Consider the following 12,872-nt stretch of genomic DNA (forward strand, 5'->3'; position numbering starts at 1 on the left):
ATTTGAGAAATTATTTTTTCGGATACCAATCCAATTGAGTAACCTTAATATCTTGGTTTCCAGTTTCAACCAATGATTTGAATTTGGCAACATCGCTCAGACCTTCCGTACCTCTATAATGATAGGGATAAACGGTTTTTGGTTTGAATGCCAGCACGGCTTCGGCTGCTTTTTCAACGGTCATTGTATAGGGAATATTCATGCAAACAAAGGCTATGTCAATATTTTTAAGATTACGCATTTCGGGAATATCTTCGGTGTCGCCGGAAATGTAAATACGCTTTCCATTTCTTTCAAGCAAATACCCATTTCCTCTTCCTTTTTCGTGAAATTTTAGAGCTTCGGGACGAAGATTGTACATGGGTATTGCCTCAATTGTCATTTCAAAATCGTTGGTAATTTCGCCATTATTAATGACTTGTGTTTTGTTTTGCAGACTTTCAGGCATTTTTTCAAAAACTGCTTTTGGGGCATATATTACGGTGCCATCATTAACAATTGATTCAAGAGTAGGAATATCCATATGGTCACCGTGGATGTCTGTAACCAAAACCATATCTGGCTCTGTATAATCGGAAAATGCTTCTTTTCCGCCCACAGGATCTACATAAATTATGGTTCCATCCCAATTGAGGACCATGCTGGCGTGTTCTATAGGATTAATAATAAAACCTTTTTCAGTTACCGCTGGTCCACGATTTATAACTTGTATTGGCGGATCAGTCGTTGCTTCGAGCTCCGTTTTTTCTGAAGTGTTTTTGCAAGCTGTAAATACGATTGCCAGAAATAAAATGTGTGCTAGATTCTTCATAAAAAAAATTTTAATGAAGATACTAAGAATGCTTTTGTTTTTTAGCCTTTTAAAAGCTTTTTAACTGTTTTTAAAAGTTTTAAGAAAATCTGCTCTTCTATTTCGGGAAACAGGTACTTTATGGTTATTGCTCAAAATTAAAGTTCCTTCGTTGAGGTATTTTTGAATATGGTCTAGGTTTATGAGATGTGATTTGTGAACCAAAAAAAAGTCACTGTTTTTTAAAAGTTTATTGAAATGGCCAATACTGTTTGAACTTAAAATAGATTTTCTGTCATCAAAATGTATTTTGGTATAACCATCAGTACCTTCGCAATGGATTATGGAATCTATTTTTACAAATTCCAGACCCTCTTGGCTGGGAATGACCATTTTTCGATCTTGAAAAGATTGGACGCCCAAGTTTTCGATAAGCAGTTTGTTTTTCTCCAAGGCAGTCTTCGCTTCAATGTTTTTTATAGCCTTTAGCACTGTAGCAATGAGTGATTGGTTATCTACAGGCTTCACCAAATACCCAATAGCGCAATGGTTTAGTGCATCTACAGCATAACTGTCAAAAGCAGTTACGAATATAATTTCAAATGTGGGGTTTGGGATTTTGGCAAGTAGATCAAACCCGCTCATTTCTGGCATCGCTACATCTAAAAATACCAATTGAGGGTTCAATTTCTCAATTAAAGCTAAGCCTTCCACCGGACTTTGGGTTTCGCCAATTACCACAATATTGGTGCAAAAGCGCTCCAGTTTGTTTTTTAGAATAGCTAATGCTTTTCGCTCATCATCTATTAATAAGGCGGTAAAACTCATAATTATAGGGATTGGTTAAAGGTTAGGGTAACACAGGTTCCGGTTTTTTCTATATCTATTTCTGAGCAGTCCTTAATAGAATATTCAATATTCCAATTTGTACTTTGGTTAAGCAACTCAATTCTTTCTTGTAAAACTAAGGAAGAATTTGATCGATAATTTTTTGATGATGTATTGAAAAGTTTTTTCGCTTTAATTACTCCAATTCCGTCATCTTCTACAAGTACTTCATAGGAAGAGTCATTAATAAATATGAACTTAATTGTAACAATTCCACTTTCCTTTTTATGGAATAATCCGTGATTTACGGCATTTTCGACAATGGGCTGCAACAGCATAGAGGGAATGGTTTGTTCTTCAACATCAATTTTTTCCGAAACGACAATATTAAAATTCAATTTTTCTTCAAAGCGTAACTTTTCAATTTCAAGATAATTTTTGAGCAAGCTTAGTTCTTCTTTGATTGTAACAGTTTGTAAACGAGAGTATTCAAAAAACAACCGAATGAGCTGTGAGAATTTTGACAAATAATTTTCGGAAAGTTCCACTTCGTTTCGTTGAATGAAATACTGAATTGCATTTAGTGAGTTGTGAACAAAATGTGGATTCATTTGGCTTCGTAAAGCTTGCAGTTCCAAACCGGCCAATTTTTTTTCGTGCTGTGCTTTTGTTTCTTCTTTTTTTCTGATTCTTGTTTTTAAAATTTTGAAAAATAACCAAAGACAAAAAAGCGCCAATAGTCCAAAGCCAATTTTAGCAATTAAGGTTTGGTACCAAGCAGGAATTACGTGTAAATATTGTTTGGAAATAGTTTCGTTAAAATGCTGATCGGTAGCTTTTACTTCCAGTGTATAGAGTTTTGGTGAAAGATTTGAAAAATTAAGAGTTTTTGTAGTTGTAGAAACCCATTCTTTTTGAATAGGCAATAATCTATATTGATAGGTAATTTGCTTTTGATTTACATAATCAAGCGTTGAAAACGAAATAGTAATTTGATCGCGCTCCCCATTTTTAAAGAATAAAGTGTCGTTTTGTGAATTGAAATATAATTTTGGTTTTTTCTTATAGCTTTTACTATTAATATTTAAAACTGCTAAGCCGTCATCGCTGGCAGTATATAACAAACTATCCTTTATAAAAATATCGTTGGTGTTGTCTTGCCAAAGCCCGTCTGCTGTATAAAAGGCGTCTATAATTTTGGAATCTTCTATATTTTTTTGGTCCAACGCTATTTTTTTCACCCCCTTTTGGGTCGCCAGCCAAAGTACTTTTTCTTTTTTTATAATCCGCTGAATGCTTAAACCATCTGTTTCTTTTAAATGGAAAATTTTTTCAGAATCATTATAAAGATAAACTCCGCGGCCATCTGTGCCCACAAATAAGTAATCATTATCTGGCATTAGCGTTGAAACTGAAACGCTCAACAAGGGATCTTGACTCTTAAACGTTACTATTTTATCACCCACAATTTTGTGCAATCCATCGCTTCCGGCTGTATATAATTGGTTTTTGAAAATCTCGGCAAGTAAAAGCCCATTTTTAAAGACCATAAATTCTGATGGTTCACCCTTGTTTTTATTTAGGATTATAGCGCTATTGGTAACTATGTAATCAAAACCGTTTAGTGTAGCAATATCCTTAATTCCCGCAACTTTATCTCCCGTGCTTTTCAATTTTTCATAGTGTAATGGCTTCAAAAGAGATTGTTCTATTATAAAGGAGTTTCCTGCTGAAATGAAGTATTTAATGTGATTGGCCCTGTTTTTTTTAATTTGATATATCTCTGCATTCTGTTTGGTAAAATGATTTATTTTTTTGAAGTTATCCTCGGAAACCACATATTGGAAAAAGCCGTCATCATTTACGCCCGCATATAGAATACTGTCCATTATATTGATTTTTTGGATCTTTTTATTCTTTAAATAATACTTCGTTTGCTGAATGTTTTTCGGAATCATTGATAGACCATTTGAAAGGTCTGCAATCCAAAGATTTCCATTATTGTCCTTAAAACTCAGCTTGCTCATATCCATCGGGAAGGAATGAGTTTCCTTTAAATTTAATTCATTGTCAAAAATTATAAGATTGCCGGGAATACTTACTTGAATTTTATCTTTTTGGCTCGTACATCTAAAATATTTAACTTCCTCAACGTTCACCAATTCATTAAAAGATTTATAAATAGTGTGATAGGTTTTGAAGTCAATGAACAAAACTCCTTTTCCCATGGCGAAATACCCTATTTGATTGTACAATAGTCCTTGGTTTTCTATCATTTTATTTTCAAATTCCAAGGGAATATTTACCGTTATTTCTTTTTTAAAACTTAAATTCCAATCATAAACCAATAATTTATCCTTTTGAAAAAATAAAATATCATTGGTTTCGGGATTAACAAAAATAGGCATGGATAATTTACTATTATAACCATACTTTTTTTGAATTTCCAATAAATTCATATTAATTGAATCGAGGTTTGAATGATTGAAAAACCCAGCATCAACTATATTGTCCTTATTAAAAGTTTGCACTCCAGATGTTCCATTGAACCACAAACTATCTTTCGATTTATAGATAAATCTAGGCGATATAACTTCATTTTGCTTGGTTGCAAACGTATGTATACTATCATTTTTAATATAACCTTGTCGCTGGCTTTTTGAAAAAAACCAAAGCCTTCCCTTTAAATCAGGCTCCAAAAGCCAAGTGTCGTTGTTGGGCAGGCCGTCTTTTATGGTAAAAACCTTAAATGATTCCCCATCATATTTTACCAAGCCTTGTTTTGTGGCAAACCACATAAAGCCGTCAACGTCTTCTGCTATGTCATAAATATGATTGGTGGGCAGTCCTTGTTTTGTGGTAAAACGTAAAGGTTCCTGGGCAAAGGTAATTGCCCAGGAACTCAAAAAAATAATTATGGTTAGTTTGGCTAGCACATTTAAAGATAGGTTTTCTAATTGTTTTTGGTTGAAATACCCATTAAATAGAAGTTGAAACTTTCAGTCTTAAAGTGGGTATATTTATTTTAATCCAACAATTATAAAAAGGAAGAAACCTCTTTAAGTATTTCTATTGCTGAATCAACCCAACAACCGGCTCTACATGCTCCTCTTCCTCGTATTTTATTACCTTTATCATCTGTATATCTATCAAAACAATTATTGACACAATCAGCGTGTCCTCCATCTCTAGCGAAGATATTATAATCATCGCCCATAGATTTTCGTAAATATGAATCAACTTTTTGAAAATTAGTTTTAAAATCCTTGTAAAATTGAGGATCGATTTTATAATTAAAATTGCTTTCGTCTTTATCATTAAAAGTAACACTTATACTATATGTTTTTCTCGTTTTTTTATTCGTAAATGTTTCCGCAATTATATTTTCACAACCTTGTTCAGAAGAATCATTTTTAAGTGACTCTTTTTTTACCACGCTGTTCTGGTTTAAAGCTTGTCGTGATTTTTTAATTTGGGCATTACAATTTGCAGATAAAACGATTAACATAATTAGAATTAAATTTTTCATATTAATTGAATTTTAAATATTTGCCTACTCTATACACTTTTCGGCTACCGTGTTTGTTAACACAAATATTTAGAATACACTCGATTAATAATATAGCAGATTCACTAACCGCTGATTTCGGTCCACAAACGGTTTGTTTTAATGTATGAAATAAAAAACAGCACGATTTTAAGGCTGTTTTAATTTTTACAATGAAGATTTATATCTATTTGGTAAGGGAATCACTAACCAAATAAGCAATTACTTTACCCACTTGATTCGGAAAAATCCCCGCAGATGGCGATCCTTCACAAATATGAAGATATTTAGCATTCTCAATTTTTGAAAAATAGGAAACAAATTGTCGGGCTTCGGTCAAAGTAAATCCGCTGGGTGAAATGGCGCTGCTTCCCATAAATTCTATAGCGTCCATATCCAGCTCAATTCCAAAGTTATTTTTGCAGCAGAAATTTTCAGAATCTTTCATTGCTTCGGAAAAAGACAGTTTTTGTTTCACCAAAATATCCTCAAAAAGATTGAATTTTACCCTTTCTGAATTTTTTTTAATTGAATTGAAAACCGCTTCCGAAGTATAATTTCTATGGAGTCCGAAGATGAAGTATTTATCCAAAAAACCTTCCTCAAAAGCATACGAAAATCCGTTACCGCTATGACGATGCTCCAAAGCTCGAAAATCTGTATGCGCATCAAAATTGATGCAATTAATACGCTTTTTCAACGCTTCCGAAGTGCCTTTTAAATTCCCAAAACTGTTGTTATGTCCGCCGCCTATGATGATTGGAAACTTACCAGCTTCCACAATTTTTTTTATAACTTCGGAAACTTTGTGGTCAATTTGAGTAACAAGTTCGCCAAGCTTTTCAACTGAATGTGGTTCTTCTTTTGAAATTTCTTTAGCCTGTTTCATTTGGGTTTCGCAATCTATTTCACCCAATAGAATCACGTTTTCAGCGTTCGTTAAATGGTTATGCTGAATATTCAAAAGACTTCCCAAAGCGGCTTCCCAAGCTTTTGAAGTTCCTGCATTTCCATAATTTGCGCGAACGCCAATATCTTCGGGAATTCCTAAAAGCACATATTTTGCAGGGTGATTTTTTAAATTTTCGAGCGTTTCAACAAAGTTTACTTTTTCACCAAATTTGGATTCCCCAGCTCTCTTTTTTATAAAGGAAGCAATGTCTTTTTCTGAATATATTTTCAAAAGACTCATTTTACTTCCTTGCCATTAATGATTACTGAATCTATTAAATTACTACCAAAAGCATAGGGCAAATATCCGTAGGAAGGAATTTCTTTTGTAATGATAAGATTTGCCATTTTCCCTTTGGTAATGCTGCCGTGGGTTTTGCTCAACCCCATTGCGTATGCTCCGTTTATAGTTGCAGCATTTATTGCTTCTTCGGGCGTTAAACGCATTTTTATACAGGCTGTTGCAACCACAAAATTCATATTTCCGCTGGGCGTGGAACCTGGGTTGTAATCTGTGGCGAGCGCCAATGACAAACCTGCATCAATAATTTTTCTGCCCGGCGTGTATGGAATACTCAAGAAGTAAGAGCAGGAGGGAAGTGCCACGGGCATAGTTATACTATTTTTCAATACTTCCAAATCTTCATCGGTCAAAACTTCCAAATGGTCCACGCTTAAAGCGTTGTGTTTTACCGCAGCGGCAATTCCGCCGATACTGTTGAATTGGTTTACGTGAACTTTAGGAATGAGGTTATGTTTTTTTCCTTCGGAAAGAATTCGTTCCATATCTGCAACTGAAAAATAACCCTCTTCGCAGAAAATGTCCACGTAGTCAGCGAGCTTTTCTTCCGCAATTTTTGGAAGCATTTCGTTGCACAACAAATCCAGATAACCGTCTTTATTGCCTTTGTATTCCGTTGGAATTGCGTGCGCACCTAAAAAAGTGGTTTTGATTGTTATGGGATATTCTTCCGAAAGTTTTTTAGCAACGCGTAGCATTTTCAATTCCGCGTCAGTTGTAAGTCCGTAACCACTTTTTATTTCAATGGCACCAGTGCCGAGGCGCATCACTTCTTCCAAACGTGCCGCAGATTGATGATACAAATCTTCTTCTGAAGTTTCTTGCAATTTTTTGGCACTATTTACGATTCCGCCGCCTTTTTCAGCGATTTCTTGATAGCTTAAGCCATTAATTCTATCCACAAATTCCTGTTCCCGATTTCCTGCATAAACTATATGGCTGTGACTATCGCACCACGCTGGCAGCACCATTTTTCCGCTGCAATCCAAAGTCTTAAAACCTTGGTGTGGCCCCATTTTATCCATAGTTCCGTAATCTTCAATCACGCCATGGTTTATAAAAACCCAAGCGTTTTTTAAGGTTGGAAGCACTTTCATTTCTTCTCCGCTGAGTTTTGCGGGGCAGTTTTCACGGACTTGAAGCAATTCTTTTATGTGAGTTAACAGTAATTTCATTTTGAGAATTTAATAGCGATAATTTTTTATAAAGATAGGAAAAGTAAATCCCAATAATGAAATCCCAAATTCCAATTAAAAAGTAAATCCTAATAAATCAATATCGAAAATGTTTGCTTTAAAATTTCCAATCTGAGATTTATTTGGGATTTGGTTTTTGAAATTTGGGATTTTCTTCCCAGTTATTTATACCTTTAAGCACCTTGAAAAATTTTATTTAATGAAATCAAAAAATATAGGAATTAACACCATCTGTACACACATTGGCGAAGTAGAGGACAAGCAATTTAAAGGGGCTGTTTCGCCTTTGTATATGTCTAGTAGCTACGCTTATGAAGATGTTGATGTAAAGCGCTATCCGCGTTATTTCAATACGCCAAACCAAGAGGCGCTTTGTAAAAAAATAGCAATGCTTGAAAAAAGTGAAGCCGGACTTATCTTCGGAAGTGGAATGGCGGCCGTGAGCACCACGATGCTAGCGTTTTTGCATAAAGGTGATCACGTAGTACTTCCGCAGACTTTGTATGGTGGAACCTATAATTTCGTGGTTGAAGAGTTTCATAAATTCGGAATAGAATATTCTTTTGCCGAAGGTTTTTCTGAAGCTGATTTTTCTGAAAAAATTCAGAAGAATACCAAGGTTATCTTTGTTGAAACACCTTCAAATCCGTTGATGCGAATCACGGATTTGGAAATGATTTCGCGCATAGCAAAACAACGAGGCATTGTAACGATGATAGACAATACCTTTGCTTCCCCAGTAAATCAAACCCCGGCCGATTTCGGAATAGATATTATGATTCACAGCGCCACAAAATATATGGGTGGGCATAGTGATATTTTGGCGGGAGCGGTGGCCGCAAGTGAAGAACACATTAAAATAATCTGGAACCTTGCAAAAAACTTAGGTGGTAGCTTGAGTGATTATACAGTTTGGCTGTTGGAGCGCAGCATGAAAACAATGGTTCTTCGCGTTAAAGCCCAAAACATGAACGCCAAAAAAATGGCGAAATGGCTTGATAAACATCCGTTGGTTGAAAAAGTTTACTATCCAGGCCTAAAAAGCCATCCTGATCACGAGCTTGCAAAAAAGCAAATGAACGGTTACACAGGGATGCTTTCTTTTGAAATAAATGAATCATTAAATGTTGGAGATTTTTTAAAAGCTTTGAAAATGATAAAACCATCAATGAGTTTGGCGGGAGTGGAATCTACTATTCTTTCGCCTGCAAAAACTTCGCACGCTTTGCTTTCCGCTGAAGAAAGGAAACGCCAAAACATAAGTGATGGTTTGCTTCGTTTTTCAGTGGGAATTGAGGAAACGGAAGATATAATTGCCGATTTGGAAGAGGCTTTTCAAAAAGTTTCAAAAATGGAAAAAATTTAAAATAGATTTTATGAAGATTGACATATTAGCCATTGGCGCACACCCAGACGATGTAGAATTGGGATGTTCAGCAACACTGGCGAAGGAAATTGCAAACGGAAAAAAAGTTGGGATTTTAGACCTTACAAGAGGCGAACTCGGAACCCGAGGCACAGCTGAAATACGCGATGAAGAAGCTGCAAATGCGGCAGAAATTTTAGGCGTAAAGTTTCGGCATAATCTTGAATTCTCCGATGGTTTTTTGGTAAATAACGCTGCATCCCAATTGGAAATAATTAAAATCATTAGAAAATACCAACCAGAAATAGTGCTTTGCAACGCTATTGATGACCGCCACATTGACCACGGAAAAGCCAGCAAACTTGCCAGCGATGCTTGTTTTTTAAGTGGTTTGCAAAAAATTGAAACCATACAGGACGGCAATCATCAAAAAGCTTGGCGACCAAAACACGTTTACCATTATATTCAATGGAAAAATATTGAACCCGATTTTGTAGTTGATGTAACTGGTTTTTTGGAGAAAAAATTGGAAGTGGTATTTGCATATAAAAGCCAATTCCATCAAAAAGAAGCAGATGAACCAGAAACGCCGATTTCTTCAACCAATTTTAGGGATAGTATAACATACAGAGCACAGGATTTGGGCAGGCTTATCGGCACTGAATACGGAGAAGGTTTTACAGTGGAACGCTATGCTGCTGTGAATTCAATTTTCGATTTAATTTAATTTTCTTCAAAGTTAGTATTGCGCAACCGTTATAATTGATTTATATTTGCGTCCGCTTAGCGAAGTTGTGTTTTAAAACACAATAAATGGTGGTTGTAGCTCAGCTGGTTAGAGCGCTTGATTGTGGTTCAAGAGGTCGCCGGTTCGAAACCGGTCTTCCACCCGAAAATAAAAATCCTCCCTTTTTGGGGAGGATTTTTTCGTTTAAAACACTTCTTTGTTTTTAAATATTATAATTTATCAGCAGTAATTCTTTTATCGCGATTGGCAATTTCCCAAGCAGTGTAAAAAATTAACTGAGCTCTTTTCGCCATTAAATCATATTCAATTTTATCGGGTGTGTCCGTCATTTTATGGTAATCTTCGTGAACGCCATTGAAATAGAAAATAATTGGAACATTGTTTTTCGCGAAGTTGTAATGGTCGCTTCTATAGTAAAAACGGTTTGGGTCGTTGGGATCGTCATATTTGTAATCCAATTCCAGTTTTGTGTATTTGTTGTTCACCTCAGTAGAAACGTCCTGCAATTCTTGGCTCAGTTTGTTGCTCCCTATTAAATATATATAGTTTGGATTTTCCTTTTTGTTAGGGTCAATTCTTCCTATCATATCTATGTTAAGGTCACAAACAGTATTTTCCAATGGGAAGATTGGATTTTCTGTGTAATATCTTGAGCCATATAAGCCAATTTCCTCACCTGTAACATGTAAAAATAATATGGAGCGTTTTGGGCCATTCCCGTCTTTCACAGCTTGCTGAAATGCTTGTGCTATTTCCAAAATTGAAACCGTTCCACTACCATCGTCGTCGGCACCATTAAAAACATTTCCGTCTTTGTCTGTCCCCACATGGTCTAAATGCGCTGAAATTATTACAATCTCGTCCGGTTTTTCTGAGCCTTTAATAAAGGCCACCACATTTTCCGAGGGCTGAGGGTCTCTTCTGCCACCGAAAAAACTGGCTGGGATGTTTTGGTAATAATTATTTTTTTCTATTGGAGATTCTATACCTTCATCCATATAAAAATTACGAAGATACTCTGCAGCCAATCTTTGCCCCTTAGTGCCGGTCATCCGGCCTTCCATTTCATCGCCTGCGTAAATATAAAGATGCTTTTTAAGGTCTTGGGCTGTTATGGTATTTGCGTAATCAACATTGGTTTTTTTAATTTCTGAGGTATGTTGTGTGGAATTACACGAAAAAATAAAAGGCGAAAAAAGAAAAAAAAGTATAATTTTCATAGAAATGCTATCGTGTATTTATTCAAAAGAAATTAGTTCGTAATCCTCAGGAGCCAATCCGCCTTCACCAATTTTTTTATAATTCATGGTATGGGTTTTCACTATTTCATTTCCTTCGCTGTCCTGTGATTTTATTGTGATCTTAATTAAATAAGTAACTCCCAACGAAGCTTCTCCGGTACTGGTTTCTTTAACTTCAATATTTTCATCGCTGAATTTTGTGCCTTCCGGAAGTTGTAATTTTTCAACAAGATCTTTTTTGGCAAGTTCGCGAACTACTTCTTCCTGCTTGTTTTCTGTAGAGCAGGAAACGATAAGCAGTGTTATTAGTATGTATGCTAGTTTTTTCATAATTAGTTAATTTAAGTTACCGGGTAAAGATAAAATAAGTTAAATGTCTTAATGCAAAAGTTTTGTGAAAATAGAATTTTTGGACATTCCTTCTGAAAGTTATAGCTAATACAATTGTTATATTTGCTGAAAATAGAAAACAATGAAGGTTGAACAAATTTATACAGGCTGTTTATCACAAGGGGCATATTATATTGAAAGTAATGGCGAAGCTGCTATTATAGATCCTTTACGCGAAACGAAGCCCTATTTGGAACGTGCAAAAAATGACAATGCTACCATTAAATATATTTTTGAAACACATTTTCACGCAGATTTTGTGAGTGGGCATTTAACCCTTTCACAGCAAACGGGAGCACCTATTGTTTATGGGCCGCACGCCAATCCATCTTTTGATGCATTATTGGCAAAGGATGAAGAGGTATATAAATTGGGTGATGTTACTATTACTGCAATTCACACACCCGGTCACACCATGGAAAGCACAACATATTTGTTGAAAGATGAAAATGGGAAGGATTATGCAATTTTCAGCGGTGATACCTTGTTTTTAGGAGATGTGGGCCGTCCAGATCTTGCACAAAAGTCGAATGAAATTACACAGGAAGATCTTGCGGGAATATTGTTTGACAGCCTTCGCAACAAATTAATGCCTTTGGCGGATGATGTTATTGTTTATCCAGCCCATGGCGCCGGTTCTGCCTGCGGAAAAAACATGATGAAAGAAACCGTGGATACTTTGGGAAACCAAAAGAAAATGAATTACGCCCTACGCGCAGATATGACCCGTGATGAGTTCATTAAAGAAGTAACGGATGGTTTGGCTCCACCACCACTTTATTTCCCGATGAACGTAAAAATGAACAGAGAAGGATATACTTCTTTCGATGAAGTTATTGCCGAAGGAACAAAACCGTTGGATCCCGAAACCTTTGAACGAATTGCAAATGAAACCGATGCAATTGTACTGGACGTTCGCAATCAAATCGATTTTATTGACGGTCACATTCCACGTTCTATTTTTATTGGACTTGATGGCGGTTTCGCCCCCTGGGTAGGCGCACTGCTGGCCGATGTTGAACAAAAAATACTTTTGGTAGTTTCTCCCGGAAGGGAAGAAGAAGCGGTAACCCGTTTATCGAGAGTTGGGTTTGACAGAACTTTAGGGTATTTAAGTGGGGGAATTGAATCCTGGAAAAACGCAGGTAAGGAAATTGATACCTTAGAATCGGTTTCTGCGGAAACATTTAAGGAAGAATTGGAAAAGAGCGTTCCGGTTTTTGATGTCAGAAACGATGGAGAATACAAAGGAGCGCATATTCCAGAGGCAAAACATGCGCCTCTTGGATTTTTAAACGATTATTTAAATGATTTTCCTGCTAACGAAAAATGCTACATACATTGTGCGGGTGGTTATCGCTCGGTTATCGCTGCTTCCATTTTGAAAAGCCGAGGAATTCATAATGTTGTTGATGTTGCTGGAGGTTTTGCGGCAATTAAAACTGCAGGGATTTCTATAGAAGCATAATTTAAAATAGATATAAAATTGAAAACCCTTGGATTTAAATCCAAGG

Annotated in this window: 11 protein-coding genes and 1 tRNA gene; 4 read left to right on the forward strand and 8 right to left on the reverse strand. The window is 35.9% G+C overall.

All coding sequences use genetic code 11. From position 1 onward, the window contains the following. Positions 1-10 precede the first annotated feature (10 nt). The 6 genes from A7A78_RS04955 to hutI all read right to left on the reverse strand — a co-directional run bounded on the left by A7A78_RS04955 (position 11) and on the right by hutI (position 7,592). Positions 11-811, reverse strand: coding sequence for an MBL fold metallo-hydrolase (locus tag A7A78_RS04955; protein WP_068761349.1), 801 nt, complete (start codon positions 809-811; stop codon positions 11-13). A 60-nt stretch (positions 812-871) separates the two neighbouring features. Continuing rightward, positions 872-1,618: a LytR/AlgR family response regulator transcription factor gene (locus A7A78_RS04960; RefSeq protein ID WP_068761350.1), complete on the reverse strand. Its 747-nt coding sequence runs from the start codon at positions 1,616-1,618 to the stop codon at positions 872-874. 2 nt (positions 1,619-1,620) lie between these two features. Then, positions 1,621-4,524, reverse strand: coding sequence for a sensor histidine kinase (locus A7A78_RS14855; protein WP_165593548.1), 2,904 nt, complete (start codon positions 4,522-4,524; stop codon positions 1,621-1,623). A 131-nt stretch (positions 4,525-4,655) separates the two neighbouring features. Beyond that, positions 4,656-5,147, reverse strand: a complete 492-nt coding sequence (locus A7A78_RS04970) for a hypothetical protein (protein WP_068761351.1) — start codon at positions 5,145-5,147, stop codon at positions 4,656-4,658. A 205-nt stretch (positions 5,148-5,352) separates the two neighbouring features. Then, positions 5,353-6,357: a formimidoylglutamase gene (locus A7A78_RS04975; protein ID WP_068761352.1), complete on the reverse strand. Its 1,005-nt coding sequence runs from the start codon at positions 6,355-6,357 to the stop codon at positions 5,353-5,355. After that, the gene (gene hutI, locus A7A78_RS04980) at positions 6,354-7,592 is read right to left on the reverse strand and encodes an imidazolonepropionase (RefSeq protein WP_068761353.1); all 1,239 of its coding nucleotides are present in this window, start codon (positions 7,590-7,592) and stop codon (positions 6,354-6,356) included. Before hutI ends, A7A78_RS04975 begins: the two co-directional genes overlap by 4 nt. A 220-nt stretch (positions 7,593-7,812) precedes the next feature. Between hutI and A7A78_RS04985 the strand changes: the two genes are divergently transcribed. The 3 genes from A7A78_RS04985 to A7A78_RS04995 all read left to right on the forward strand — a co-directional run bounded on the left by A7A78_RS04985 (position 7,813) and on the right by A7A78_RS04995 (position 9,870). Next, positions 7,813-8,979, forward strand: a complete 1,167-nt coding sequence (locus A7A78_RS04985) for a trans-sulfuration enzyme family protein (RefSeq protein WP_068761362.1) — start codon at positions 7,813-7,815, stop codon at positions 8,977-8,979. 10 nt (positions 8,980-8,989) lie between these two features. Beyond that, the gene (gene bshB1, locus A7A78_RS04990) at positions 8,990-9,706 is read left to right on the forward strand and encodes a bacillithiol biosynthesis deacetylase BshB1 (RefSeq protein ID WP_068761363.1); all 717 of its coding nucleotides are present in this window, start codon (positions 8,990-8,992) and stop codon (positions 9,704-9,706) included. 88 nt (positions 9,707-9,794) lie between these two features. Then, positions 9,795-9,870: transfer RNA gene (locus A7A78_RS04995), tRNA-His, on the forward strand. Between the two features lie 66 nt (positions 9,871-9,936). Here A7A78_RS04995 and A7A78_RS05000 read toward each other — a convergent pair. Next, a complete protein-coding gene (locus A7A78_RS05000) occupies positions 9,937-10,947 on the reverse strand; it encodes a M28 family metallopeptidase (protein ID WP_068761354.1) in 1,011 nt (336 codons plus the stop codon). 18 nt (positions 10,948-10,965) lie between these two features. Then, complete coding sequence (locus A7A78_RS05005) at positions 10,966-11,298, reverse strand: hypothetical protein (protein WP_068761355.1); 333 nt, start codon at positions 11,296-11,298, stop codon at positions 10,966-10,968. Between the two features lie 142 nt (positions 11,299-11,440). Here A7A78_RS05005 and A7A78_RS05010 point away from each other — a divergent pair, with 142 nt between their 5' ends. Continuing rightward, positions 11,441-12,826 (forward strand): MBL fold metallo-hydrolase, encoded by a 1,386-nt coding sequence (locus A7A78_RS05010; protein WP_068761356.1) that lies wholly within the window; start codon positions 11,441-11,443, stop codon positions 12,824-12,826. Positions 12,827-12,872: the final 46 nt, after the last annotated feature.

Origin of the sequence: Aequorivita soesokkakensis (genome assembly GCF_001641085.1) — a bacterium.
In the GTDB taxonomy this organism is placed as follows: domain Bacteria; phylum Bacteroidota; class Bacteroidia; order Flavobacteriales; family Flavobacteriaceae; genus Aequorivita; species Aequorivita soesokkakensis.